We start from the raw sequence: 24,138 nt of genomic DNA on the forward strand, positions 1-24,138 counted from the left end.
GAACAAGAGAGAACAGGGACCATATGTCCAGCGAATCCTCCTTCGGCCTCATGCAGATCGGCCTCGCCACCGCGGAAGACATCCGCGGCTGGTCGTACGGCGAGGTTAAGAAGCCGGAAACCATCAACTACCGCACGCTCAAGCCCGAGAAGGACGGCCTCTTCTGCGAGAAGATCTTCGGCCCGTCCCGTGACTGGGAATGCTACTGCGGCAAGTACAAGCGCGTGCGCTTCAAGGGCATCATCTGTGAACGCTGTGGCGTTGAGGTCACCCGCGCCAAGGTGCGCCGTGAGCGCATGGGCCACATTGAACTGGCTGCTCCCGTAACGCACATCTGGTACTTCAAGGGTGTTCCGTCCCGCCTGGGCTACCTCCTTGACCTGGCTCCGAAGGACCTCGAAAAGGTCATCTACTTCGCTGCCTACATGATCACCAGCGTTGACGAAGAAAACCGCCACGCGGAACTGCCCAACCTGCAGGTTGAGCACGACGTTGAGAAGAAGCAGCTGATCGACAACCGCGACTCCGACATCGCCGCGATCGCCCGCGACCTCGAGAACGAGCTTGCCCGGCTCGAGGGCGAGGGTGCCAAGGCCGCCGACAAGAAGAAGGCACGCGACTCCGCCGACCGCCAGATGGCGAACGTCCGCAAGCGCGCCGACGCCGAGATCGAGCGCCTCGAGCAGGTCTGGGACCGCTTCAAGAACCTCAAGGTCGCCGACCTCGAAGGTGACGAGGGCCTGTACCGCGAACTGCGTGACCGCTACGGCATGTACTTCGAAGGCTCCATGGGTGCCGAGGCCATCAAGAAGCGCCTTGAGAACTTCGACATGCAGGCCGAGTCCGACAACCTGCGCGACGTCATTGCCAACGGCAAGGGCCAGCGCAAGACCCGCGCCCTGAAGCGCCTGAAGGTGGTCAACGCGTTCCTGACCACCAACAACAGCCCGCTCGGCATGGTGCTGGACGCCGTCCCGGTGATCCCGCCGGAACTGCGCCCGATGGTCCAGCTGGACGGTGGCCGCTTCGCGACCTCCGACCTCAACGACCTGTACCGCCGCGTGATCAACCGCAACAACCGACTCAAGCGACTGCTTGACCTGGGTGCTCCGGAGATCATCGTCAACAACGAGAAGCGCATGCTTCAGGAAGCTGTTGACAGCCTCTTCGACAACGGCCGCCGCGGCCGTCCGGTCACCGGACCGGGCAACCGTCCGCTGAAGTCCCTGAGCGACATGCTCAAGGGCAAGCAGGGCCGTTTCCGCCAGAACCTGCTCGGCAAGCGCGTCGACTACTCCGGCCGTTCGGTCATCGTCGTCGGTCCGCAGCTGAAGCTGCACCAGTGTGGCCTGCCCAAGCAGATGGCGCTGGAGCTCTTCAAGCCGTTCGTGATGAAGCGCCTGGTTGACCTCAACCACGCGCAGAACATCAAGTCGGCCAAGCGCATGGTCGAGCGTTACCGCCCGCAGGTCTGGGACGTGCTGGAAGAGATCATCACCGAACACCCGGTGCTGCTCAACCGTGCACCTACCCTGCACCGCCTCGGCATCCAGGCATTCGAACCGCAGCTTGTTGAAGGCAAGGCCATCCAGCTCCACCCGCTGGTTTGTGGCGCGTTCAACGCTGACTTCGACGGCGACCAGATGGCAGTCCACCTGCCGCTGAGCCCCGAAGCCCAGGCTGAGGCACGCATCCTGATGCTGTCGTCCAACAACATCCTGAAGCCGTCCGACGGCCGCCCGGTGACCCTGCCCTCGCAGGATATGATCATCGGCCTCTACCACCTGACCACCAAGCGTGTCGGTTCAGCTGGTGAAGGCCGGGTCTTCGGCTCCGTGTCCGAGGCCATCATGGCGTTCGACGCACACGAGCTGCACCTGAACTCCCAGGTCAAGATCCGTCTTGAGGGCTTCGTACCCTACGCCGGCTGGGAAGCTCCGGAAGGCTGGGAGCAGGGTCAGCCCGCACTGGTGGACACCTCCCTGGGCCAGGTTCTCTTCAACGAGACCCTGCCCGAGGACTACCCGTGGGTTGAGGCTGTTGCCGACAAGGGCGAGCTGTCCCGGATCGTCAACGACCTCGCGGAGCGCTACCCGAAGGTTGTCACAGCCGCAACGCTGGACAACCTGAAGGACGCCGGTTTCTACTGGGCCACCCGCTCGGGCGTCACCGTCGCCATCTCCGACATCGAGGTTCCGGACGCCAAGCCGGCCATCCTTGCCGGTTACGAGGAGCGCGCCGCCAAAATCCAGGGCCAGTACGACAAGGGCCTGATCGACGACGACGAGCGTCGCCAGGAACTGATCGAGATCTGGAACAAGGCGACCAACGAGATCGCCCAGGTCATGCGTGACAGCCTGTCGCCGATGAACACCATCAACCGCATGGTGTCCTCCGGTGCACGTGGTAACTGGATGCAGGTCCGCCAGATCGCGGGTATCCGTGGCCTGGTGGCCAACCCGAAGGGTGAAATCATCCCGCGTCCGATCAAGTCCTCCTACCGTGAGGGCCTGTCGGTGCTGGAATACTTCATCGCCACGCACGGCGCACGTAAGGGTCTTGCCGACACCGCGCTGCGTACCGCCAACTCGGGTTACCTGACCCGTCGTCTGGTGGACGTCTCGCAGGACGTCATCGTCCGTGAAGAGGACTGCGGCACTGAGCGCGGCCTCGTCACGCCGATCGCCGTGGCCGACGCCAACGGTGAGCTGACCCTGGACGAGAACGTCGAGAACAGCGCCTACGCCCGTACGCTGGCTGTTGACGTCGTCGACTCCAAGGGCAACGTCCTGGCTCCGGCCGGCACCGACTGCGGTGACGTCGTGATCGCTGAGCTGTTCGCAGCCGGCATCACCGAGGTCAAGGTCCGCTCCGTGCTCACCTGTGAGTCCAGCGTCGGAACCTGCGCCCTGTGCTACGGCCGCTCGCTGGCAACCGGCAAGACCGTGGACATCGGTGAAGCTGTGGGCATCATCGCCGCACAGTCCATCGGTGAACCCGGTACCCAGCTGACCATGCGTACGTTCCACACCGGTGGTGCTGTTTCCGCCAGCGGTGGTGACGACATCACCCAGGGTCTGCCCCGTATCCAGGAGCTCTTCGAAGCCCGGACCCCGAAGGGTGTGGCGCCGATTGCGGAAGCAGCCGGCCGCATCACCATCGAGGAATCCGAGCGCCAGATGCGCCTGGTGATCACCCCGGACGACGGCTCCGAAGAGATTGCCTACCCGGTCCTGCGCCGGTCGCGCCTCCTGATCGAGGACGGCCAGCACGTCACCGTGGGCCAGAAGCTCATCAACGGTCCGGTCGACCCGAAGCAGGTCCTGCGCATCATGGGCCCGCGTGCCGCACAGAAGTTCCTCGTGGACGAAGTGCAGGGTGTGTACCGCAGCCAGGGCATTGGCATCCACGACAAGCACGTGGAAGTCATCGTCCGCCAGATGCTGCGCCGCGTCACGGTCATCGAGTCCGGCGACTCCGACCTGCTCCCCGGTGAGCTGGCAGAGCGCGCCCGGTTCGAGGACGCCAACCGCCGCGTTGTGTCCGAGGGCAAGACTCCGGCTTCCGGACGTCCCGAGCTCATGGGTATCACCAAGGCGTCGCTGGCCACCGAGTCCTGGCTGTCCGCGGCTTCCTTCCAGGAGACCACCCGCGTCCTGACGCAGGCGGCCATGGAAGGCAAGAGCGATCCGCTGCTCGGCCTCAAGGAGAACGTCATCATCGGTAAGCTGATCCCGGCCGGCACGGGCCTCCCGCGCTACACCGAGATCACGGTGGAACCGACTGAGGAAGCAAAGGCCAACCTGTTCACCGGCCCGAGCGCATTCAGCGACTTCTCCTACGACACGCTGGGCGGCGACGGAGCTCCTGAGTTCCACGCCATCCCGCTGGACGACTACGATCTCGGCAACGATTTCCGGTAGTCCGCTGTAAGCAACGCGGGGTCACTTACCGCCCAATCCACCACCCGGATTGGGCGCGTAGTGACCCCGCGTTGCTGTTTAACCCGCAGGGATCCGCGCGGATTAAGGCCCCGGGGGAGTCCGTGCTAAACTTGAGACCAATTGTTATTGTGGCAGTGGATGAGTGCGCCCGGTGTTACACCGAGGACGACGTTTCCGGTTTGCAGGGTTCTTGTGCAACGTATGCCACATTTTTGCATGCCTAGGGACAGTTGCGGCCGCGAGTTGCAGCGTCCTCCGTATGCGATCCGACATTAAGGCTTCGCCTCAGCTGCTCTGGAGACTTCTTCAAAGCTCGGGCGGCGGGGCAAAGCAAAAGGAGAGCGGCTGTCAGAGGCCGCTCCGGATAAAACGGAGAACACGAAAGTGCCTACGATTAACCAGCTGGTCCGCAAGGGCCGCACGCCGAAGGTCTCAAAGACCAAGGCTCCCGCGCTTAAGGGCAGCCCGATGCGCCGCGGTGTTTGCACCCGCGTCTACACCACCACCCCGAAGAAGCCGAACTCGGCTCTGCGTAAGGTTGCACGTGTGCGCCTCAACGGTGGCATCGAAGTTACCGCCTACATCCCCGGTGTTGGCCACAACCTGCAGGAGCACTCCATTGTGCTCGTTCGCGGTGGTCGTGTGAAGGACCTCCCCGGCGTTCGCTACAAGATCGTCCGCGGTGCCCTCGATACTCAGGGTGTCAAGAACCGTAAGCAGGCACGCAGCCGCTACGGCGCAAAGATGGAGAAGAAGTAATATGCCTCGTAAGGGTCCGGCCCCGAAGCGGCCGCTCGTATCAGATCCCGTTTACGGCTCCCCGCTGGTCACCCAGCTGATCAACAAGGTGCTGGTCGACGGCAAGAAGTCCACCGCAGAGCGCATCGTTTACGGTGCCCTCGAAGGTGCACGCGCCAAGTCCGGCGGCGACCCCGTTGCAGCCCTCAAGAAGGCCATGGACAACGTCAAGCCTTCCCTCGAGGTCCGCTCCCGCCGTGTCGGTGGCGCCACCTACCAGGTTCCGGTTGAGGTCAAGCCGGGCCGCTCCACCGCCCTCGCCCTGCGTTGGCTGGTCGGCTACTCCAAGGCCCGCCGCGAAAAGACGATGACCGAGCGCCTCCAGAACGAAATCCTGGATGCCTCGAACGGTCTCGGTGCCGCTGTGAAGCGTCGCGAAGACACCCACAAGATGGCCGAGTCCAACAAGGCCTTCGCCCACTACCGCTGGTAAAACTTCCCGTACGCCGCCGGCTCAACCGAGCCGGCGGCGAACGCGTAGTCCATCCGAAAGGGAGACACCGTGGCACAGGACGTGCTTACAGACCTTAGTAAGGTCCGCAACATCGGCATCATGGCCCACATTGATGCCGGCAAGACCACCACCACCGAGCGCATTCTGTTCTACACAGGTGTGAACCACAAGATTGGCGAAACGCACGACGGCGCTTCGACCACTGACTGGATGGAACAGGAAAAGGAACGCGGCATCACCATCACGTCTGCCGCCGTGACCTGCTTCTGGGAAAACAACCAGATCAACATCATTGACACCCCGGGCCACGTGGACTTCACGGTTGAGGTTGAGCGCTCCCTGCGCGTCCTCGACGGTGCAGTTGCCGTCTTCGATGGCAAGGAAGGCGTTGAGCCGCAGTCCGAGACCGTTTGGCGCCAGGCTGACAAGTACAACGTCCCGCGTATCTGCTTCGTCAACAAGATGGACAAGCTGGGTGCTGACTTCTACTTCACCGTAGACACCATCATCAGCCGCCTCGGTGCCAAGCCGCTGGTTATGCAGCTGCCCATCGGTGCCGAGAACGACTTCATCGGCGTTGTGGACCTGCTCTACATGCGCGCTCTGGTGTGGCCCGGCGATGCCAAGGGTGACGTGACCATGGGTGCCAAGTACGAGATCCAGGAGATCCCGGCTGACCTGCAGGCCAAGGCCGAGGAATACCGTGCCGCCCTCGTGGAGACCGTTGCTGAGTCCTCCGAGGAACTCATGGAGAAGTACCTCGAAGGCGAAGAGCTCACCATCGACGAGCTCAAGGCCGGCATCCGCAAGATGACCATCAACTCCGAGCTGTACCCGGTGTTCTGTGGCTCTGCCTTCAAGAACCGCGGTGTCCAGCCGATGCTTGACGCTGTTGTCGACTACCTGCCGAACCCGCTCGACGTTCCTCCGATGATCGGTCACGATCCGAAGGACGAAGAGAAGGAACTGACCCGCAAGCCGTCCGCCGAAGAGCCGTTCTCCGCTCTCGCGTTCAAGATTGCGGCCCACCCGTTCTTCGGTCAGCTCACCTTCGTCCGCGTGTACTCCGGTCACGTGGAATCCGGTGCCCAGGTGGTCAACTCCACCAAGGGCAAAAAGGAGCGCATCGGCAAGCTGTTCCAGATGCACGCCAACAAGGAAATGCCCGTCGAGGCAGCCACCGCTGGCCACATCTACGCAGCGATCGGTCTGAAGGACACCACCACTGGTGACACCCTGTGTGACTCCAGCAACCAGATCGTTCTCGAGTCCATGAGCTTCCCGGAGCCCGTGATCTCTGTTGCCATCGAGCCGAACACCAAGGGTGACCAGGAGAAGCTCTCCACGGCTATCCAGAAGCTCTCCGCTGAGGACCCGACCTTCCAGGTCTCCCTCAACGAAGACACCGGCCAGACCATCATCGCCGGCATGGGCGAGCTCCACCTGGACATCCTGGTGGACCGCATGCGCCGCGAGTTCAAGGTCGAGGCCAACGTCGGCAAGCCGCAGGTTGCATACCGCGAGACCATCAAGCGTGCCGTGGAGCGCCACGACTACACGCACAAGAAGCAGACCGGTGGTTCCGGCCAGTTCGCAAAGGTCCAGATCGCCATCGAACCGCTGGACACCGCGGAAGGCGAGCTGTACGAGTTCGAGAACAAGGTCACCGGTGGCCGCGTTCCGCGCGAGTACATCCCGTCGGTTGACGCCGGTATCCAGGATGCGCTGAACGACGGCGTCCTGGCCGGTTACCCGGTTGTCGGCATCAAGGCCACGCTGATTGACGGCGCGTACCACGATGTTGACTCCTCGGAAATGGCGTTCAAGATCGCCGGCCGTATGGCTTTCAAGGAAGCCGCACGCAAGGCGAACCCTGTTCTGCTCGAACCGCTGATGGATGTCGAGGTCCGTACCCCTGAGGAGTACATGGGTGACGTTATCGGTGACCTCAACTCCCGCCGTGGCCAGATGCAGTCCATGGAAGACGCAGCAGGTGTCAAGGTTGTCCGCGCGCACGTTCCGCTGTCCGGCATGTTCGGCTACATCGGTGACCTGCGCTCGAAGACCCAGGGCCGCGCTGTTTACTCCATGACGTTCAACAGCTACGCCGAGGTCCCGAAGGCAGTTGCCGACGAGATCATCCAGAAGTCCCGCGGCGAGTAGTCCCCAGGACTGTCCACGCGACAAGCTGCGAAAAACCGGGTGCGTTTCCCCTGCGGAACACACCTTGTGCGGATGGCCGGGACGTTGGTTCCGGCCGGGTTCCGGCCATCAGCACGAACAGGCTCTAGGGACTAGTATTAGTTCCTGAATCTGCAATTTCATCAATCCAAAGCCCCCAAGTAGACTTACTGGAGTTTCTGCCGCGATAAGCGCGGTCGAAGGTAAGCCATTTGAAAAACGTTCTAGGAGGAACCTGTGGCAAAGGCAAAGTTCGAGCGGACTAAGCCGCACGTTAACATCGGTACCATCGGTCACGTTGACCACGGTAAGACGACGTTGACGGCCGCCATTTCCAAGGTGCTGTACGACAAGTACCCGACTCTCAACGAGAAGCGTGACTTCGCGTCGATCGACTCTGCTCCGGAAGAGCGTCAGCGCGGCATTACCATCAACATCTCCCACGTTGAGTACCAGACCGAGAAGCGCCACTACGCACACGTAGACGCTCCGGGTCACGCTGACTACATCAAGAACATGATCACCGGTGCTGCTCAGATGGACGGCGCAATCCTCGTGGTTGCCGCTACTGACGGTCCGATGGCTCAGACCCGCGAGCACGTTCTGCTCGCCCGCCAGGTTGGTGTTCCCTACCTGCTGGTCGCGCTGAACAAGGCAGACATGGTTGAGGACGAGGAACTCCTCGACCTCGTCGAAATGGAAGTTCGTGAGCTCCTGAGCTCGCAGGGCTTCGACGGCGACGACGCACCGGTCATCCGCGTTTCCGGCCTCAAGGCTCTGGAAGGCGACCCGGAGTGGGTCAAGTCCGTTGAGGACCTGATGGCTGCTGTCGACGAGTCCGTTCCGGACCCCGTACGTGACCGCGACAAGCCGTTCCTGATGCCGATCGAAGACGTCTTCACCATCACCGGTCGTGGCACCGTTGTGACGGGTCGCGCCGAGCGCGGTACCCTCGCCATCAACTCTGAGGTCGAGATCGTCGGTATCCGCCCGGTCCAGAAGACCACGGTTACCGGTATCGAGATGTTCCACAAGCAGCTCGACGAAGCATGGGCCGGCGAGAACTGTGGCCTGCTGCTCCGCGGTCTGAAGCGCGACGATGTCGAGCGTGGCCAGGTTGTCGTCAAGCCGGGTTCCATCACCCCGCACACCGACTTCGAGGCCAACGTCTACATCCTGTCCAAGGACGAAGGCGGACGTCACAACCCGTTCTACTCGAACTACCGCCCGCAGTTCTACTTCCGTACCACGGACGTGACCGGCGTTATCACCCTGCCGGAAGGCACCGAAATGGTTATGCCCGGTGACAACACCGAGATGACCGTTGCGCTGATCCAGCCGATCGCTATGGAAGAGGGCCTCGGCTTCGCTATCCGTGAAGGCGGCCGCACCGTTGGTTCGGGACGTGTCACCAAGATCATCAAGTAACTCTTGCTGATTGCAGGCCTAAGCGCCTGATCTTCGAAAACAGCCCCGCTGCTCCTGGCAGCGGGGCTGTTTTTGTATCTGCTGCCCACCGCTTGGGAGGGTGCCCCTGATAGGGTTAGTGCTCCCGGCAGCGCCGGTGCAAAGACAGATTCGTGGCAAAGAGGGAGCATCATGGGTTGGCTTATTTTCCTGCTGGTGGTTGCCGCCGTGGTGGTGGGCGTTGTTTGGGCGAAGAAGCACTTCCGCCACGAGATTGAGCGTGCCAAGCGGATCAACCGGGCCAACAGGAACCAGTAGCTCCAACAAGAACCAGTAGCTCCAACAAGGAGCGATGGGCGCAACGTCAGGCCGTGCGTACCCGCGCCCGGCTGAGTGCCTGCAGCCAGTAGAAAGACTTCTTGGGCGTCCGCTTCAGGGTCTCGAAGTCCACGTGGACCAGGCCGAACCGCTGTGAATACCCGGCGGCCCATTCGAAGTTGTCCATGAACGTCCAGACGAAGTAGCCGAGCAGCCGCACATCGTGCGCGATTCCGCCGGCCGCCGTGGCGTTCACCGCCTGGCCCAGATGGTGCGCCAGGTAGTCGATCCGGCCCGTATCGACGATCGGGCCCGTGACGTGTTCGGGTTCCGGAAAACTGGCGCCGCTCTCGGTGATATACACCGGCGGTAAAGCTTCCCCGTATCTGTCCTTGAGTTCCCGCAGCAGGATGCCCAAATGGTCCGGGGCCACCGGCCAACCGAATCCCGTGGTGGCGTATTCGGGGAAGGCCGCAAAATGGAACGGTACCCGCGCCATGGCCTGGGCGTTGCCTGCTGGGGTGTCCGTCGGGCCCTGGCCTGCGGCCACGCGCACAGGGTAGTAATAGTTCACCCCGTAGAAGTCGAGCGGCTGGCTGATGAGGCGGAGGTCGTCGTCGGACGTCCGGGACAGAAACCTGAACCAGGGGCGGGCGGCAAGCGGCGGGGCAGGGTAGCGTCCCAGGAGGATGGGATCGGCGTACACGCGGTTGAGGACAAGGTCGCAGACCTTGGCCAGCAGCCTGTCCGCCAGCCGCCGGGTGGCAGGGCGTACGGGGGAGTGCAGGTTGGTGACGCCGATGGTTCCGGCCACGCCGGCGGCGCGCAGGGCCTGGACCGCAAGTCCATGGCCGAGAAGCTGGTGGTGGACCGCAGGCAGCGCCTTGAACAGCAGGTCGCGGCCGGGCGCATGGACGCCGAGAGCGTAGCCGTTGAGCGTGACGGACACGGGCTCGTTGAGCGTGACCCACTGCGCCACCCGGTCCCCGAGCCGCTGACCGGCAGCAGCCGCGTACTCCGCGAAGCGCTCAGCCGTAGCCCGGTTCATCCAGCCGCCGCTGCGTTCAAGGGGCAGGGGAGTGTCCCAATGGTAGAGGGTGGCCATGGGGGAGATGCCGGCCGCCAGCAGCAGGTCAACCAGCCGGTCGTAGAAGTCCAGGCCCCGCGGATTGGCTGCGCCGCGGCCGTCCGGATGGATCCGTGGCCACGAGATCGAGAAGCGGTAGGAGTCGATGCCGAGTTCGCGCATGAGGGCAACGTCTTCCGGCACGCGGTTATAGTGGTCACAGGCAACCTCCGGCGAATGCCCGTGCAGGATGTTGCCGGGCTTCGCCGCAAAGGCGTCCCAGCCCGAGGGTCCGCGGCCGTCCGCGGCGAGGGCCCCCTCGATCTGGAAGGCGGCGGCAGCAACGCCCAGCGTGAAATCCGGGCGCAGGCGTCCGGCGAGGTTTTGCACTGCATCTGCGGTGACGGCGTCGTCCCTGCCGGCGTCGGCGTTCTGCACGGCCATTCACCCATCATCCAACCGATGATTGCCGGAGGCAATGACGCTTGGAGCGGAGGAACAGGGCTGGCAACGGCCGCTGAAAAGGCCCGATTCGCATCCTCGGATAAATTCCGGCATACTAGATGAGTTGTTCAAGCGCTTCTTCGCGTCCCGATCCGGATAATGCCGGGTGTCAGGGTCCAGGTTGAAGCCCAAACATAACCCACCCCCCAAGGAAATGCGGGCTCGTGCGTTTTGCACAGCGCGACACGCCCGACCGCGGGGGTCGGGTGCGCCGGCAGGTTGAGGAACCCGGATTCATCCGGATTCAGCTTGTGCGGCGGGTGGTAGTTACGACTTCAAATGCTTCGGCAGCCATACAACACGCAAGTAAACAGAGCAGCACTTACTGAAAGAGAGTCAGGCGACATGGCGGGACAAAAAATCCGCATCCGGCTGAAGTCATACGACCACGAGGTCATTGACGTTTCAGCACGGAAGATCGTTGAGACGGTCACGCGCGCAGGCGCAACGGTAGTCGGCCCGGTGCCGCTGCCCACGGAGAAGAACGTGTACTGCGTTATCCGCTCTCCGCACAAGTACAAGGACAGCCGCGAGCACTTTGAAATGCGCACGCACAAGCGTCTGATCGACATCATCGACCCCACGCCCAAGGCTGTTGACTCGCTCATGCGTCTCGACCTGCCGGCCGACGTGAACATCGAAATCAAGCTGTAGGGAGGTGCTGAGAGACTATGACCGCAACCCGTAACGTAAAGGGCCTGCTGGGCACGAAGCTCGGCATGACCCAGGTCTGGGACGAGAACAACAAGCTCATCCCCGTCACTGTTGTCCAGGCTGACTCGAACGTCATCACCCAGCTGCGTAACGCAGAGACCGATGGCTACGTCGCCGTTCAGATCGGCTACGGCCAGATCGATCCCCGCAAGGTCACCAAGCCGCTGGCTGGTCACTTTGAAAAGGCAGGCGTCACGCCTCGCCGTCACGTCGTTGAACTCCGTACCGCAGATGCTGCCGAGTACGAGCTGGGCCAGGAGCTCTCTGTTGAGCTCTTCGAAGCCGGCCAGAAGATCGACGTCGTTGGCACCACCAAGGGTAAGGGCTTCGCCGGTGTTATGAAGCGTCACGGCTTCTCCGGTGTTGGCGCCTCCCACGGTGCCCACAAGAACCACCGTAAGCCCGGTTCTATCGGTGGAGCATCCACCCCGAGCCGCGTCTTCAAGGGCATGAGAATGGCCGGCCGCATGGGCGCCGTTCGTCACACCACGCTGAACCTCACGGTCCACGCGGTTGACGTCGAGAAGTCGCTGCTCCTGATCAAGGGCGCCGTTCCCGGTGCCCGCGGCCAGGTCGTACTCGTACGCACCGCCGTGAAGGGAGCCTAGTTCAATGGCTAACACTGTCAAGGTTGACCTGCCTGCAGAGATCTTCGACGTTCAGACCAACGTGCCGCTGCTGCACCAGGTCGTCGTTGCCCAGCTCGCTGCTGCTCGCCAGGGTACCCACAAGACCAAGACCCGCGCCGAAGTTTCCGGTGCAGGCCGCAAGCCGTTCAAGCAGAAGGGCACCGGCCGCGCCCGTCAGGGTTCGATCCGCGCTCCGCACATGACCGGCGGTGGCATCGTCCACGGGCCCACCCCGCGTGACTACAGCCAGCGGACCCCCAAGAAGATGATTGCTGCTGCACTGCGCGGCGCACTCTCTGACCGCGCCCGCAACGGCCGCGTCCACGTCGTTTCTGAACTGGTTGCCGGCGACAAGCCGTCCTCCAAGGCAGCACTGGCAGCCCTGCGCGGAGTTTCCGAGCGCAAGAACCTGCTGGTCGTCATCGAGCGCGCGAACGACGTTGCTGCACTCTCCGTGCGCAACCTCGCCGAAGTCCACGTCCTGTACGTGGACCAGCTGAACACCTACGACGTGCTCGTTTCCGACGACGTAGTCTTCACTCAGGCTGCCTACGAAGCATTCGTTGCTGACAAGGCTGCAAAGAACCAGGAGGATGCCAAGTGAGCGCAGCCACCATCAAGGACCCGCGCGACGTCGTGCTTGCACCCGTCGTTTCGGAAAAGAGCTACGGCCTGATCGACGAGGGCAAGTACACCTTCCTGGTGGACCCCCGGTCGAACAAGACCGAGATCAAGCTGGCCGTGGAGAAGATCTTCTCCGTCAAGGTCGAATCGATCAACACCATCAACCGTGCCGGTAAGCGCAAGCGCACCAAATTCGGATGGGGCACCCGCAAGAGCACCAAGCGTGCCATTGTGACCCTCAAAGAAGGCACTATCGACATCTTCGGCGGTCCGCTCGCGTAGCGGAGACCACTTTAACGAGGAAATGAATTATGGGAATCCGTAAATACAAGCCGACTACGCCGGGCCGCCGCGGCTCGAGCGTAGCTGACTTCACCGAAATCACGCGGTCGACGCCGGAAAAGTCGTTGGTACGTCCGCTGCCCAAGAAGGGCGGCCGTAACAACACCGGTAAGATCACCACCCGTCACAAGGGTGGTGGACACAAGCGCCAGTACCGTCTGATCGACTTCCGTCGCCACGACAAGGACGGCGTCAACGCCCGCGTTGCCGAAATCGAGTACGATCCGAACCGCACGGCTCGCATCGCCCTCCTGCACTACGTTGATGGCACCAAGCGCTACATCATCGCCCCGAACAAGCTCTCCCAGGGCGATTTCGTGGAAGCCGGCGCCAACGCTGACATCAAGCCTGGCAACAACCTGCCCCTGCGCAACATCCCCGTGGGTACGGTTATCCACGCGGTTGAGCTGCGCCCGGGCGGCGGTGCCAAGATGGCCCGTTCCGCCGGTGCATCTGTTCAGCTTGTCGCCAAGGAAGGCCGTTTCGCCCAGCTGCGTCTGCCCTCCGGCGAAATCCGCAACGTTGACGTGCGCTGCCGCGCCACGATCGGCGAGGTCGGCAACGCCGAGCAGTCGAACATCAACTGGGGCAAGGCCGGCCGTATGCGGTGGAAGGGCGTTCGCCCGACCGTCCGTGGTGTCGCCATGAACCCGGTTGACCACCCGCACGGTGGTGGTGAAGGTAAGACCTCCGGTGGTCGTCACCCGGTCAACCCGAACGGTAAGCCTGAAGGCCGTACCCGCCGCCCCAACAAAGAGAGCGACAAGCTTATTGTTCGTCGCCGTCGTACTGGCAAGAACAAGCGATAGGAGCCTGGACACATGCCACGCAGCCTGAAAAAAGGTCCTTTCGTTGACCAGCACCTCTTTGTGAAGGTCGCAAGGGAAAACGAAAAGGGCACCAAGAACGTCATCAAGACCTGGTCCCGCCGCTCGATGATCATCCCCGACATGCTCGGGCACACGATCGCCGTGCACGACGGACGCAAGCACATCCCGGTGTTTGTCACCGAGTCGATGGTCGGGCACAAGCTCGGCGAATTCGCTCCCACGCGGACATTCCGCGGCCATGTCAAGGACGACCGTAAGGGCAAGCGCCGCTAGGCGCCTGCACTTACGTCAAAGACGAGAGAAGGAAAGCAATGGAAGCCAAGGCAATTGCGCGCCACATCCGCGTAACGCCTATGAAGGCCCGGCGCGTCGTCAACCTTGTTCGTGGAAAGCAAGCGAACGAGGCTCTGGCAATTCTGAAGTTTGCCCCGCAGGCAGCTTCGGAGCCGGTATTCAAGGTAGTTCAGTCGGCAATCTCCAACGCCCGGGTCCTCGCGGACCGCGACGGCGTTGCGTTTGACGAAGGTGACCTCATCATCAGCGAAGCGTTTGTTGATGAAGGCCCGACCATGAAGCGGTTCCAGCCGCGTGCCCAGGGTCGTGCATTTCAGATCAAGAAGCGCACCAGCCACATCACCGTGGTAGTCGCTACCCCGGAGAAAGAGGAGGCTCGCTAAGTGGGACAGAAAGTAAACCCGCACGGGTTCCGACTCGGCATCACCACCGATCACGTATCGCACTGGTTCGCTGACAGCACCAAGTCCGGCCAGCGGTACAAGGACTTCGTTCGCGAAGACATCCGTATCCGCCAGCTCATGTCCACGGGCATGGAGCGCGCCGGTATCGCCAAGGTTGAGATCGAGCGCACCCGCGACCGTGTCCGCGTGGACATCCACACGGCACGTCCGGGCATCGTCATCGGCCGCCGCGGCGCCGAGGCAGACCGCATCCGTGGCGAGCTCGAAAAGCTCACCGGCAAGCAGGTTCAGCTGAACATCCTCGAGGTCAAGAACCCCGAGATGGAAGCCCAGCTTGTTGCCCAGGGTGTTGCAGAACAGCTGACTTCCCGCGTGGCATTCCGCCGTGCGATGAAGAAGGCCATGCAGTCCGCACAGCGTGCCGGTGCCAAGGGTATCCGTATCGCTTGCTCGGGCCGTCTGGGTGGCGCAGAAATGTCCCGCTCGGAGTTCTACCGCGAAGGCCGTGTGCCCCTGCACACCCTCCGCGCGAACATCGACTACGGCTTCTACGAAGCCAAGACCACCTTCGGCCGCATCGGCGTGAAGGTCTGGATCTACAAGGGCGACGTCACCTCCAAGGAACTGGCTCAGCAGGCAGCTGCTGCTCCGTCCCGTGGCCGCTCCGGCGACCGTCCGGGCCGCCCGGGTGGCGCTGACCGTGGTGACCGCCGCCGTCGTACCGACCGTCCGGCAGCCGACGCAGCTCCTGCTGCTGCAGCTCCGGCAGCCGAGGCTGCCGCACCGGCACAGGCAGCAGAAGGAGGACAGGCTTAAATGCTTATCCCACGTCGAGTCAAGCACCGTAAGCAGCACCACCCGGGTCGTTCCGGCGCTGCCACGGGTGGCACCAAGGTCTCGTTCGGTGAGTTCGGTATCCAGGCCCTGAGCCCGGCATACGTCACGAACCGTCAGATCGAATCTGCCCGTATCGCGATGACCCGCCACATCAAGCGTGGCGGTAAGGTCTGGATCAACATCTACCCGGACCGTCCGCTGACCAAGAAGCCTGCCGAAACCCGCATGGGTTCCGGTAAGGGTTCGCCGGAGTGGTGGGTCGCCAACGTCAAGCCGGGCCGGGTTCTCTTCGAACTCTCCGGTGTCAATGAAGAGGTAGCTCGCGAGGCCCTGCGCCTGGCAATCCACAAGCTGCCGTTGAAGGCACGCATTGTGCGTCGCGAAGGTGGTGAGTAGAAATGGCAGTAGGGTCGAAGGATCTCGCACCCGCACAGCTGGACGGTTTCGACAACGAGCGTCTCGTTGAAGAACTCCGCAAGTCCAAGGAAGAGCTGTTCAACCTGCGTTTCCAGTCCGCCACCGGACAGCTGGAGAACCACGGTCGTCTGCGCGCGGTAAAGAAGGACATCGCACGCATCTACACCGTTCTCCGTGAGCGCGAGCTGGGCATTCGTGCCGAGGTTGCCGCACCGGTTGTGGAAGCCAAGGAAGAAAAGAAGTCCAAGAAGTCTGCAGCTAAGAAGGCTGAAAAGCCGGCCGAGGCTGAGACCGAGGAGGACGCCAAGTGAGTGAAAAGGACGAGAACGTGACGGAAACTGCTACGGCAGCTACGGCTGAGCAGCGCGGTTACCGTAAGACGCGTCGCGGCTACGTGGTCTCTGACAAGATGGACAAGACCATCGTTGTTCAGGTTGAAGACCGCGTGAAGCACGCCCTGTACGGCAAGGTCATCCGCCGCACCTCCAAGGTCAAGGCACACGACGAGCAGAACACCGCCGGCATCGGCGACCTGGTTGTCATCGCCGAGACCCGGCCGCTGTCCGCCACCAAGAACTGGCGGCTCGTGGAAATCCTCGAAAAGGCCAAGTAACACCCCGCAGCCTGGCTGCATGGAGACCCCTGTTCCCTTTGGGAGCGGGGGTTTCCGCGTTTAAGTGGGGAAGCGGCCGACGGCGGTGCTAGCGCCGGCAGAACATGTCGCCGTCGTGCGTTAAGGGGGAGCCCCGTACGTTGCGGGGGAGCGGCGGGAGGTGATATGGAGGCTGGGCCAAACTGTGCTAAGATTTTGAGTTTGTATGGCGCCTGTTGTGCGCCTGCAGCAAACCTCGTAAACAATCGTGCCACGGCATAGTGCCCCCTTGCGCCTTCGCGGGCTTGGGAAGCAACTGTTTGTGGCACGGGCGTTTAGGCCTGGTCTGGCAAAATCCAGTCAGGTCAAGAGACACCCCGATCAACCGTTCCGCAAGGCTCATTCCGTAGCAAGTAATTCGGTCTGAGAACCGGCGCGACGCAAGGAGTAAATAGTGATTCAGCAGGAGTCGCGACTGAAGGTCGCCGACAACACGGGTGCTAAGGAAATCCTTACCATTCGCGTTCTCGGTGGATCTGGCCGTCGCTACGCAGGCATCGGCGACGTCATCGTCGCAACCGTCAAGGACGCAATTCCGGGCGGCAACGTAAAGAAGGGCGACGTCGTCAAGGCTGTCATCGTCCGTACCAAGAAGGAACGCCGCCGTGCGGATGGTTCCTACATCAAGTTTGACGAGAACGCAGCCGTCATCCTGAAGAACGACGGTGACCCCCGCGGTACCCGTATCTTCGGACCGGTTGGTCGTGAACTCCGTGACAAGAAGTTCATGAAGATCGTTTCTCTGGCTCCGGAGGTGCTCTAGTCCATGGCTAAGATCAAGAAGGGTGACCTGGTACAGGTCATCACTGGCGCCAAGGCTGAGCGCGGCGGCGACCGTGGCAAGCAGGGCAAGGTCCTGCGCGTGTTCCCGGACACCAACCGCGTGCTGGTTGAAGGTATCAACCGCGTAACCAAGCACACCAAGGTCGGCCAGTCGCAGCGCGGCACCAAGACCGGCGGCATCGAGGTTGTCGAGGCTCCGATCCACGTTTCCAACGTGGCTCTCGTTGACCCGTCCACCAAGAAGCCGACCCGCGTTGGTTTCCGCCTCGACACCGTAGAGAAGGACGGCGTCAAGAAGACCGTCCGCATCCGCGTGGCCAAGAGCTCCGGGAAGGACATCTAATGACTGAGACTCTCGAGACTCCGGCAACGAAGATCGTTCCTCGTCTGAAGACCAAGTACGCCGATTCCATCAAGAGCTCGCTCCTTGAGGAATTCAAGTACGAGAATGTGAACCAGGTTCCCCGTCTGGTCAAGGTTGTAGTGAACATGGGTGTTGGAGATGCCGCCAAGGACTCCAAGCTGATCGACGGCGCTGTCCGCGACCTCACCCTGATCACCGGCCAGAAGCCGCAGGTCACCAAGGCCCGCAAGTCGATCGCACAGTTCAAGCTGCGCGAAGGCATGCCGATTGGTGCACACGCAACCCTGCGTGGCGACCGCATGTGGGAATTCGTGGACCGTCTGGTCACGCTGGCCCTGCCCCGTATCCGCGACTTCCGCGGCCTCAGCGGCAAGCAGTTTGACGGCAACGGCAACTACACCTTCGGTCTGACCGAGCAGGTTATGTTCCACGAGATCGACCAGGACTCCATCGACCGCACCCGCGGTATGGACATCACGGTTGTGACCACCGCCAAGACCGACGACGAAGGCCGCGCGCTGCTCAAGGCGCTTGGTTTCCCGTTCAAGACCGAAGCTTAATTAACTACGTAAAAGGTCCGGCCGCTCTGCTTCCCCAGGGACAGAACGGCGGAAACCGTTACGAGGAAGGGCAAGTGCCCAAATGACTATGACAGATCCTGTCGCAGATATGCTTACGCGCCTGCGTAACGCAAACTCGGCATACCACGATTCCGTGTCTATGCCTTACAGCAAGCTCAAGGCTCGCGTTGCTGACATCCTCAAGGCCGAAGGTTTCATCGCCGGCTGGAAGGAAGAGGACGCTGAAGTCGGCAAGAAGCTGACCCTCGAGCTCAAGTTCGGTCCGAACCGCGAGCGTTCAATCGCGGGTGTCCGTCGCATCTCCAAGCCGGGTCTCCGCGTTTACGCGAAGTCCACCAACCTGCCGCACGTGCTGGGTGGCCTGGGTATCGCAATTCTGTCCACCTCTTCCGGCCTCCTGACTGACAAGCAGGCCGGCAAGAAGGGCGTGGGCGGCGAAGTCCTCGCTTACGTCTGGTAACGGGAAAGGAAGAGAATAATGTCACGTATTGGACGTCTCCCCATCACCGTTCCTGCCGGCGTTGAGGTCAAGGTTGACGGCTCTGTCGTCAGCGTCAAGGGTTCCAAGGGCGAACTGAGCCACACTGTGGCCAGCCCCATCGAGGTTGCCCTCGAGGAGAACACCCTGACCGTCACCCGCCCGAACGACGAGCGCGCCTCCCGTTCGCTCCACGGCCTGACCCGCACCCTGATCGCCAACATGATCCAGGGCGTCACCGCAGGCTACGAGAAGAAGCTTGAAATCGTCGGTACCGGTTACCGCGTTCAGGCCAAGGGTTCTGACCTTGAGTTCGCTCTCGGCTACAGCCACCCGGTCAGCGTTTCGGCTCCGGCCGGCATCACCTTTGCAGTAGAGGGACCGACCAAGCTCTCTGTCTCAGGCATCAACAAGCAGCAGGTCGGCGAGGTTGCTGCCAACATTCGCAAGCTGCGCAAGCCTGACCCGTACAAGGGCAAGGGCATCCGCTACGCGGGCGAAGTCATCCGCCGCAAGGTCGGAAAGGCTGGTAAGTAACCATGGCCATCGCCATTAACAAGAAGCGTACGAACAAGAGCAAGTCTGCTTCGCGCAGCCGCCGCCAGCTTCGTATCCGCAAGCGCATCTCCGGAACGGCTGTACGTCCTCGCCTGGTCGTCAACCGCTCCGCACGCCACGTATTTGTCCAGGTTGTCGACGACACCATTGGCCAGACCGTAGCTAGCGCGTCCACTCTGGAAGCTGACCTTCGTGCATTCGACGGCGACAAGACCGCCAAGGCCAAGCGCGTTGGCGAGCTCGTCGCCGAGCGTGCCAAGGCTGCCGGCGTCGAAGCTGTCGTTTTCGACCGTGGTGGTAACAAGTACCACGGCCGGATCGCGGCCGTCGCTGACGGTGCACGCGAAGGTGGGCTGTCACTGTGACCGAAGCAAACAAGGAAAAGGACACTGTGTCTGCAGAAGAGAAGGCACCCGAAGCCGCAGCTGCTGAGACCACTGCCCCCGCAACCGAGGACCGCCGTGGTGGCGCCCGTCGCGGCGAGCGTGGCGACCGTGGCCAGGGCCGCGGCGACCGCGGTGGCCGTGGCGGCCGCGATGGCGGACGTGAAGCCGAGAAGAACCAGTTCGTAGAGCGCGTTGTCACCATCAACCGCGTTTCCAAGGTCGTCAAGGGTGGTCGTCGCTTCAGCTTCACCGCACTCGTCGTCGTTGGTGACGGTAACGGTCTGGTCGGCGTCGGCTACGGCAAGGCCAAGGAAGTTCCCGCTGCTATCGCAAAGGGCGTTGAAGAGGCTAAGAAGTCCTTCTTCCGCGTTCCCCGCGTTGGCAACACCATCCCTCACCGCGTTCAGGGTGAAGCGGCCGCTGGTGTCGTAATGCTGCGTCCGGCTTCCGCCGGTACCGGTGTTATCGCCGGTGGTCCGGTCCGTGCAGTACTGGAGTGCGTGGGCATCCACGACATCCTCTCCAAGTCGCTCGGTTCCTCCAACGCCATCAACATCGTTCACGCGACCGTTGATGCCCTGAAGCGCCTCGAAGAGCCGGCAGCCGTGGCAGCACGCCGTGGCCTGCCGCTGGACGAGGTTGCTCCGGCCGCCCTGGTGCGTTCGCTGATGAACCAGAAGGCAGGTGTCTAAGTCATGGCCAAGAACCTGACTCCCTCCGACGCCAAGTTGGAGATCACCCAGATTAAGGGCGTCATTGGCGCCAAGCAGAACCAGCGCGACACCCTGCGGTCCCTCGGCCTGAAGCGGATCGGACACACCGTTGTCCGCACCGCCGACGCCGTGACCGTTGGAATGCTCAACACGGTTCCGCACCTCGTGAATGTTGAGGAGGCGAAGTAATGGCAGAGAAGAACACGGCCGAGACCGCAGCTGCTGAAAAGCAGAGCGCTCTGAAGGTTCACCACCTGCGTCCCGCCCCCGGTGCCAAGACCGCCAAGACCCGTGTTGGTCGTGGTGAAGGCTCCAAGGGTAAGACCGCCGGTCGCGGTACCAAGGGTACGAAGGCCCGCTACCAGGTGAAGGCTGGCTTTGCCGGCGGCCAGCTGCCGCTGCACATGCGCCTGCCGAAGCTGCGCGGCTTCAAGAACCCGTTCCGGGTTGAGTTCCAGGTTGTAAACCTGGAGAAGCTCAACGAGCTGTTCCCGGAAGGTGGTGCTGTCACCGTGGAGGACCTGGTTGCAAAGGGTGCTGTTCGCAAGAACCAGCCCGTGAAGGTGCTTGGCACCGGCGACATCACCGTCAAGGTTGACGTCACCGCCCACGCCTTCTCAGCCAGCGCGACTGAAAAGATCGCTGCAGCCGGCGGAAGCACCACCGCGCTCTAAGGGATTCTGTCCCGGAGCCGGTGGGCAATTGCCCGCTGCGCAAACTCCCGGCACGGGGGCCGAGGCCCCTGTGCCGGGAGTTTTTTCATACCCATTGGGTCGTCCGGATTGTTCGCATGCCGCAAACACCGGTTAGACTCGGTTGTTGGGTTTATCGACCTGCATCACGTGACCTATTAATTACTGAGGAGGACGCTTGCTAAGCGCATTCGGCCGGGCGTTTCGAACGCCTGATCTGCGACGCAAGTTGTTGTTCACGCTGGGAATCATCACAATCTTCCGCTTGGGAGCCTTTATCCCCTCGCCCGGTGTGAGCTACCAGAATGTCCAGCAATGCTTGTCGAACGGGCAGACCCAGGGCGGGATCTACCAGCTCGTCAATCTTTTCAGCGGTGGTGCACTGCTGCAGGTCTCCATCTTCGCCCTGGGCATCATGCCGTACATCACGGCGAGCATCATTGTGCAGCTGCTGCGTGTGGTCATCCCGCGGTTCCAGCAGCTGTACGAAGAGGGCGCCTCCGGGCAGTCCAAGCTGACGCAGTACACGCGGTACCTGACCATCGCCCTTGGCCTGTTGAACGCCACGACGCTGGTGTCGCTGGCGCGCTCCGGCCAGCTGCTGCCCGGCTGCAACCTGCCGATCATCCCGGACCAGAGCGTCATCACCACGATCCTCATCATCATCACGCTGACGGCCGGTACCGGCCTCATCATGTGGATGGGTGAGCTCGTGACCGAGAAGGGCGTCGGCAACGGCATGTCGCTGCTGATCTTCACGGCCATCGCCGCCGGCTTCCCCACCTCGCTGGGCGCCATCTGGTCCGCCCAGGGCCCGGGTACGTTCTTCATCGTGCTGGCCATCGGCCTGCTGACAGTTGCCCTGGTGGTCTTCGTGGAGCAGTCCCAGCGCCGCATCCCGGTGCAGTACGCCAAGCGCATGATCGGCCGGCGCACCGTGGGCGGCACCAGCACCTACATTCCGATCAAGGTGAACATGGCCGGCGTCATTCCCGTCATCTTCGCTTCCTCGATGCTCTACCTGCCGGCGTTGATCTCGCAGTTCAACCAGCCGAAGGCGGGGGAGTCGATCCAGCCGTGGGTTGAGTGGATCAACAACAACCTGACGCGCGGTGACCACCCCATCTACATGGCGCTGTACTTCGCCATGATTGTGTTCTTTACCTACTTCTACGTCGCGATCACCTTCAACCCTGAAGAGGTCAGCGACAACATGAAGAAATACGGCGGCTTCATCCCGGGTATCCGTGCCGGCAAGCCGACCGCGGATTACCTGCAGTACGTCCTGTCGCGCATCACGCTGCCCGGAGCCTTCTACCTTGGCTTCGTGGCACTGATCCCGCTGGTGGCGCTCGTGCTGATCAACGCAAACCAGAACTTCCCGTTCGGTGGCACCTCGATCCTGATCATGGTGGGCGTTGGCCTGGAAACCGTCAAGCAAATTGACGCGCAGCTACAGCAGCGTCACTACGAAGGGCTATTGCGATGACCAGAATGTTGATTATCGGACCACCGGGTTCGGGCAAGGGCACGCAGGCGGAACGCATCTCGGAACGCCTCGGCGTTGTTGCGATCTCCACCGGCGACATCTTCCGCGCCAACGTCAAGGGTGAGACGCCGCTCGGCGTTGAGGCCAAGAAGTACATGGACAACGGCGATTTCGTGCCGGACAGCGTGACCAACAAGATGGTCCGCGACCGTCTCAGCGAAGGTGACGTCGAGGACGGCTTCCTGTTGGACGGCTACCCCCGCACCACCGCCCAGGTTGACTACCTGGACCAGATCCTGGCCGACGGCGACCAGAAGCTGGACGTCGTCCTGCAGCTCACCGCCGACGACGAGGAGCTCGTGCACCGCCTGCTGGGCCGCGCGAAGGAAACCGGACGCAGTGACGACAACGAAGCCGTCATCCGCCACCGCCTGGACCTGTACCACGAGCAGACCGAGGCTGTTGTGGCCAAGTATGCCGAGCGCGGCATCCTGACCCAGGTTGACGGCATCGGCCAGATCGACGAGGTCACCGACCGCGTCATGCAGGCCATCAAAGAGGCGCAGGCCGCCTGAAATTAGTTCCAACGCTGCGAGGCTCCTCCCGGACCATGGGGAGGGGCCTCCGGCTTTTAGCCCCGGGCCGTCCGGTTCCACATCCGGAAACCTGGCGGGCAGGGGCACACTGAGAGGAAACACCGCTGATGGCATTCGGCCAGCCACGGATTGAATACAAGACCAACGCCCAGATGCGGACCATGCACGAGGCCGGGCTCGTCCTGAGCCGTGCCCTTGACGCGGCCGTGGCCGCGGCAGCCCCGGGCGTCACCACCAAGCACCTGGACGAGGTCTTCGCCGCCGTGCTGCTGGAAGCCGGCGCCAAGTCCAACTTCCTGGGCTACCACGGCTTCCCCGCCACCATCTGCACGTCCGTCAACGAGGAAGTGGTCCACGGCATCCCGGGCGGCAAGGTCCTGCAGGACGGGGACATCATCTCCATCGACGGCGGCTGCATCGTCAACGGCTGGCACTCGGACTCGGCGCGGACCGTTATCGTGGGAACGCCGGACCCGGAGGACCAGCGCCTCTCCGACGTCACCGAGACGGCCATGTGGCACGGCATCGCCGGCCTGGCCAAGGGCAAGTTCGTGGGCGACATCGGTGCAGCCATAGACGACTATGTCTCCTCTGTGCCCGGCAAGCCCCTGGGTATCCTCGAGGATTACGTGGGCCACGGCATCGGCTCCGAGATGCACATGGCCCCCGACGTGCTGAACTACCGCACCAGCCACCGCGGCCCGAAGATCCGTCCCGGCCTGTGCCTCGCCATCGAGCCCATGCTGGTGCGCGGCGGCATCGAGACCGCCGTGCTGGAGGACGACTGGACAGTGGTCACCACGGACGGCAAGCGCTCGTGCCAGTGGGAGCACTCCGTGGCTGTCCACGAGAAGGGCATCTGGGTGCTGTCGTCGCCCGACGGCGGCGCAGCCCGCCTAGCGCCCCTCGGCGTGGTGCCGGTCCCGATCCCCTGAGGACACGCATCTAGCTGGGCGACACGCAAAATCCCTGGCGACACTGGAATTCCGGTATCGCCAGGGATTTTGCGCGTCATGGGGATCTTTCTGCGTCGCCAGGTCACCTCGTTGCCGGGTCACCTCGTCGCCAGGTCAACTCCCGGGG

General features: G+C 62.5%; 30 protein-coding genes. 29 read left to right on the plus strand and 1 reads right to left on the minus strand.

All coding sequences use genetic code 11. The features are described 5' to 3' along the window. The first annotated feature begins 23 nt into the window (after window positions 1–23). The 6 genes from R5O87_RS20460 to R5O87_RS20485 all read left to right on the plus strand — a co-directional run bounded on the left by R5O87_RS20460 (window position 24) and on the right by R5O87_RS20485 (window position 9,102). Complete coding sequence (locus R5O87_RS20460; protein WP_410554818.1) at window positions 24–3,923, plus strand: DNA-directed RNA polymerase subunit beta'; 3,900 nt, start codon at window positions 24–26, stop codon at window positions 3,921–3,923. Between the two features lie 405 nt (window positions 3,924–4,328). After that, window positions 4,329–4,703 carry a 30S ribosomal protein S12 gene (gene rpsL / locus R5O87_RS20465; RefSeq protein WP_003803830.1) on the plus strand — a complete coding sequence of 125 codons (375 nt, stop codon included), beginning with the start codon at window positions 4,329–4,331 and terminating at the stop codon, window positions 4,701–4,703. 1 nt (window position 4,704) lies between these two features. Next, window positions 4,705–5,175, plus strand: coding sequence for a 30S ribosomal protein S7 (gene rpsG, locus R5O87_RS20470; RefSeq protein WP_003803829.1), 471 nt, complete (start codon window positions 4,705–4,707; stop codon window positions 5,173–5,175). Window positions 5,176–5,244: 69 nt separating this feature from the next. Further along, window positions 5,245–7,359 carry an elongation factor G gene (gene fusA / locus R5O87_RS20475; RefSeq protein WP_410554817.1) on the plus strand — a complete coding sequence of 705 codons (2,115 nt, stop codon included), beginning with the start codon at window positions 5,245–5,247 and terminating at the stop codon, window positions 7,357–7,359. Between the two features lie 255 nt (window positions 7,360–7,614). Continuing rightward, window positions 7,615–8,805, plus strand: coding sequence for an elongation factor Tu (tuf, locus tag R5O87_RS20480; RefSeq protein ID WP_076801216.1), 1,191 nt, complete (start codon window positions 7,615–7,617; stop codon window positions 8,803–8,805). Between the two features lie 171 nt (window positions 8,806–8,976). Beyond that, on the plus strand, window positions 8,977–9,102 hold the full coding sequence (locus R5O87_RS20485; protein ID WP_410554816.1) for a hypothetical protein: 126 nt from the start codon (window positions 8,977–8,979) through the stop codon (window positions 9,100–9,102). Between the two features lie 46 nt (window positions 9,103–9,148). Here R5O87_RS20485 and R5O87_RS20490 read toward each other — a convergent pair whose 3' ends face one another. After that, window positions 9,149–10,612: a GH1 family beta-glucosidase gene (locus tag R5O87_RS20490; RefSeq protein WP_410554815.1), complete on the minus strand. Its 1,464-nt coding sequence runs from the start codon at window positions 10,610–10,612 to the stop codon at window positions 9,149–9,151. 405 nt (window positions 10,613–11,017) lie between these two features. On the opposite strand from R5O87_RS20490, the gene rpsJ reads away from it, so the two are divergent. The 23 genes from rpsJ to map all read left to right on the plus strand — a co-directional run bounded on the left by rpsJ (window position 11,018) and on the right by map (window position 23,990). Continuing rightward, entirely contained in the window at window positions 11,018–11,326 is a 309-nt protein-coding gene (gene rpsJ, locus R5O87_RS20495) for a 30S ribosomal protein S10 (protein ID WP_003803825.1), read from the plus strand. A gap of 17 nt (window positions 11,327–11,343) precedes the next feature. Then, window positions 11,344–11,994 (plus strand): 50S ribosomal protein L3, encoded by a 651-nt coding sequence (gene rplC, locus R5O87_RS20500; protein WP_410554814.1) that lies wholly within the window; start codon window positions 11,344–11,346, stop codon window positions 11,992–11,994. Between the two features lie 4 nt (window positions 11,995–11,998). Then, the gene (gene rplD, locus R5O87_RS20505) at window positions 11,999–12,619 is read left to right on the plus strand and encodes a 50S ribosomal protein L4 (protein WP_410554813.1); all 621 of its coding nucleotides are present in this window, start codon (window positions 11,999–12,001) and stop codon (window positions 12,617–12,619) included. Beyond that, window positions 12,616–12,921: a 50S ribosomal protein L23 gene (gene rplW / locus R5O87_RS20510; protein WP_003803807.1), complete on the plus strand. Its 306-nt coding sequence runs from the start codon at window positions 12,616–12,618 to the stop codon at window positions 12,919–12,921. The genes rplD and rplW overlap by 4 nt, the downstream gene beginning before the upstream one ends. Before the next feature lie 29 nt (window positions 12,922–12,950). Further along, on the plus strand, window positions 12,951–13,790 hold the full coding sequence (rplB, locus tag R5O87_RS20515) for a 50S ribosomal protein L2 (protein ID WP_003803804.1): 840 nt from the start codon (window positions 12,951–12,953) through the stop codon (window positions 13,788–13,790). Between the two features lie 12 nt (window positions 13,791–13,802). Beyond that, window positions 13,803–14,084, plus strand: a complete 282-nt coding sequence (rpsS, locus tag R5O87_RS20520; RefSeq protein WP_003803803.1) for a 30S ribosomal protein S19 — start codon at window positions 13,803–13,805, stop codon at window positions 14,082–14,084. Between the two features lie 38 nt (window positions 14,085–14,122). Then, complete coding sequence (rplV, locus tag R5O87_RS20525; RefSeq protein ID WP_003803798.1) at window positions 14,123–14,488, plus strand: 50S ribosomal protein L22; 366 nt, start codon at window positions 14,123–14,125, stop codon at window positions 14,486–14,488. Further along, entirely contained in the window at window positions 14,489–15,325 is an 837-nt protein-coding gene (rpsC, locus tag R5O87_RS20530) for a 30S ribosomal protein S3 (protein ID WP_111905195.1), read from the plus strand. Beyond that, window positions 15,326–15,742, plus strand: a complete 417-nt coding sequence (gene rplP / locus R5O87_RS20535) for a 50S ribosomal protein L16 (RefSeq protein ID WP_076801229.1) — start codon at window positions 15,326–15,328, stop codon at window positions 15,740–15,742. It begins immediately after the preceding gene. A gap of 2 nt (window positions 15,743–15,744) precedes the next feature. Next, entirely contained in the window at window positions 15,745–16,074 is a 330-nt protein-coding gene (gene rpmC / locus R5O87_RS20540) for a 50S ribosomal protein L29 (RefSeq protein ID WP_003803792.1), read from the plus strand. Continuing rightward, on the plus strand, window positions 16,071–16,376 hold the full coding sequence (gene rpsQ / locus R5O87_RS20545) for a 30S ribosomal protein S17 (protein ID WP_076801234.1): 306 nt from the start codon (window positions 16,071–16,073) through the stop codon (window positions 16,374–16,376). Before rpmC ends, rpsQ begins: the two co-directional genes overlap by 4 nt. Window positions 16,377–16,809: 433 nt before the next feature. Beyond that, complete coding sequence (rplN, locus tag R5O87_RS20550; protein WP_003803789.1) at window positions 16,810–17,178, plus strand: 50S ribosomal protein L14; 369 nt, start codon at window positions 16,810–16,812, stop codon at window positions 17,176–17,178. Between the two features lie 3 nt (window positions 17,179–17,181). After that, window positions 17,182–17,541: a 50S ribosomal protein L24 gene (gene rplX, locus R5O87_RS20555; RefSeq protein ID WP_003803770.1), complete on the plus strand. Its 360-nt coding sequence runs from the start codon at window positions 17,182–17,184 to the stop codon at window positions 17,539–17,541. Continuing rightward, window positions 17,541–18,122 (plus strand): 50S ribosomal protein L5, encoded by a 582-nt coding sequence (gene rplE, locus R5O87_RS20560; RefSeq protein ID WP_331572343.1) that lies wholly within the window; start codon window positions 17,541–17,543, stop codon window positions 18,120–18,122. The genes rplX and rplE overlap by 1 nt, the downstream gene beginning before the upstream one ends. An 82-nt stretch (window positions 18,123–18,204) precedes the next feature. Continuing rightward, the gene (rpsH, locus tag R5O87_RS20565; protein ID WP_018769139.1) at window positions 18,205–18,603 is read left to right on the plus strand and encodes a 30S ribosomal protein S8; all 399 of its coding nucleotides are present in this window, start codon (window positions 18,205–18,207) and stop codon (window positions 18,601–18,603) included. An 18-nt stretch (window positions 18,604–18,621) separates the two neighbouring features. Further along, complete coding sequence (rplF, locus tag R5O87_RS20570; protein WP_410554812.1) at window positions 18,622–19,158, plus strand: 50S ribosomal protein L6; 537 nt, start codon at window positions 18,622–18,624, stop codon at window positions 19,156–19,158. Window positions 19,159–19,160: 2 nt separating this feature from the next. Further along, complete coding sequence (rplR, locus tag R5O87_RS20575; protein WP_003803763.1) at window positions 19,161–19,544, plus strand: 50S ribosomal protein L18; 384 nt, start codon at window positions 19,161–19,163, stop codon at window positions 19,542–19,544. Then, window positions 19,541–20,257 (plus strand): 30S ribosomal protein S5, encoded by a 717-nt coding sequence (gene rpsE / locus R5O87_RS20580; RefSeq protein WP_410554811.1) that lies wholly within the window; start codon window positions 19,541–19,543, stop codon window positions 20,255–20,257. Before rplR ends, rpsE begins: the two co-directional genes overlap by 4 nt. Window positions 20,258–20,260: 3 nt before the next feature. After that, complete coding sequence (rpmD, locus tag R5O87_RS20585; RefSeq protein ID WP_003803757.1) at window positions 20,261–20,467, plus strand: 50S ribosomal protein L30; 207 nt, start codon at window positions 20,261–20,263, stop codon at window positions 20,465–20,467. After that, entirely contained in the window at window positions 20,467–20,952 is a 486-nt protein-coding gene (gene rplO / locus R5O87_RS20590) for a 50S ribosomal protein L15 (RefSeq protein ID WP_306924871.1), read from the plus strand. The genes rpmD and rplO overlap by 1 nt, the downstream gene beginning before the upstream one ends. A 196-nt stretch (window positions 20,953–21,148) precedes the next feature. Next, the gene (gene secY / locus R5O87_RS20595; RefSeq protein WP_410554810.1) at window positions 21,149–22,459 is read left to right on the plus strand and encodes a preprotein translocase subunit SecY; all 1,311 of its coding nucleotides are present in this window, start codon (window positions 21,149–21,151) and stop codon (window positions 22,457–22,459) included. A gap of 5 nt (window positions 22,460–22,464) precedes the next feature. Next, window positions 22,465–23,034: an adenylate kinase gene (locus tag R5O87_RS20600; protein WP_410554932.1), complete on the plus strand. Its 570-nt coding sequence runs from the start codon at window positions 22,465–22,467 to the stop codon at window positions 23,032–23,034. Between the two features lie 128 nt (window positions 23,035–23,162). Beyond that, complete coding sequence (gene map / locus R5O87_RS20605; protein ID WP_410554809.1) at window positions 23,163–23,990, plus strand: type I methionyl aminopeptidase; 828 nt, start codon at window positions 23,163–23,165, stop codon at window positions 23,988–23,990. Window positions 23,991–24,138 lie beyond the last annotated feature (148 nt).

This window comes from Arthrobacter globiformis (assembly GCF_046536215.2).
GTDB classification, from domain to species: domain Bacteria; phylum Actinomycetota; class Actinomycetes; order Actinomycetales; family Micrococcaceae; genus Arthrobacter; species Arthrobacter globiformis_E.

Bases quoted from the DNA above. Each gene is read 5' to 3' on its own strand.
- R5O87_RS20460 (WP_410554818.1), top strand. From the start codon at position 24: ATGTCCAGCGAATCCTCCTTCGGCCTCATGCAGATCGGCCTCGCCACC.
- rpsG (WP_003803829.1), top strand. From the start codon at position 4,705: ATGCCTCGTAAGGGTCCGGCCCCGAAGCGGCCGCTCGTATCAGATCCC.
- R5O87_RS20485 (WP_410554816.1), top strand. From the start codon at position 8,977: ATGGGTTGGCTTATTTTCCTGCTGGTGGTTGCCGCCGTGGTGGTGGGC.
- R5O87_RS20490 (WP_410554815.1), bottom strand. From the start codon at position 10,612: ATGGCCGTGCAGAACGCCGACGCCGGCAGGGACGACGCCGTCACCGCA.
- rpsJ (WP_003803825.1), top strand. From the start codon at position 11,018: ATGGCGGGACAAAAAATCCGCATCCGGCTGAAGTCATACGACCACGAG.
- rplC (WP_410554814.1), top strand. From the start codon at position 11,344: ATGACCGCAACCCGTAACGTAAAGGGCCTGCTGGGCACGAAGCTCGGC.
- rplD (WP_410554813.1), top strand. From the start codon at position 11,999: ATGGCTAACACTGTCAAGGTTGACCTGCCTGCAGAGATCTTCGACGTT.
- rplB (WP_003803804.1), top strand. From the start codon at position 12,951: ATGGGAATCCGTAAATACAAGCCGACTACGCCGGGCCGCCGCGGCTCG.
- rpsS (WP_003803803.1), top strand. From the start codon at position 13,803: ATGCCACGCAGCCTGAAAAAAGGTCCTTTCGTTGACCAGCACCTCTTT.
- rplV (WP_003803798.1), top strand. From the start codon at position 14,123: ATGGAAGCCAAGGCAATTGCGCGCCACATCCGCGTAACGCCTATGAAG.
- rplP (WP_076801229.1), top strand. From the start codon at position 15,326: ATGCTTATCCCACGTCGAGTCAAGCACCGTAAGCAGCACCACCCGGGT.
- rpmC (WP_003803792.1), top strand. From the start codon at position 15,745: ATGGCAGTAGGGTCGAAGGATCTCGCACCCGCACAGCTGGACGGTTTC.
- rplX (WP_003803770.1), top strand. From the start codon at position 17,182: ATGGCTAAGATCAAGAAGGGTGACCTGGTACAGGTCATCACTGGCGCC.
- rplE (WP_331572343.1), top strand. From the start codon at position 17,541: ATGACTGAGACTCTCGAGACTCCGGCAACGAAGATCGTTCCTCGTCTG.
- rpsH (WP_018769139.1), top strand. From the start codon at position 18,205: ATGACTATGACAGATCCTGTCGCAGATATGCTTACGCGCCTGCGTAAC.
- rplF (WP_410554812.1), top strand. From the start codon at position 18,622: ATGTCACGTATTGGACGTCTCCCCATCACCGTTCCTGCCGGCGTTGAG.
- rplR (WP_003803763.1), top strand. From the start codon at position 19,161: ATGGCCATCGCCATTAACAAGAAGCGTACGAACAAGAGCAAGTCTGCT.
- rpmD (WP_003803757.1), top strand. From the start codon at position 20,261: ATGGCCAAGAACCTGACTCCCTCCGACGCCAAGTTGGAGATCACCCAG.
- rplO (WP_306924871.1), top strand. From the start codon at position 20,467: ATGGCAGAGAAGAACACGGCCGAGACCGCAGCTGCTGAAAAGCAGAGC.
- R5O87_RS20600 (WP_410554932.1), top strand. From the start codon at position 22,465: ATGTTGATTATCGGACCACCGGGTTCGGGCAAGGGCACGCAGGCGGAA.
- map (WP_410554809.1), top strand. From the start codon at position 23,163: ATGGCATTCGGCCAGCCACGGATTGAATACAAGACCAACGCCCAGATG.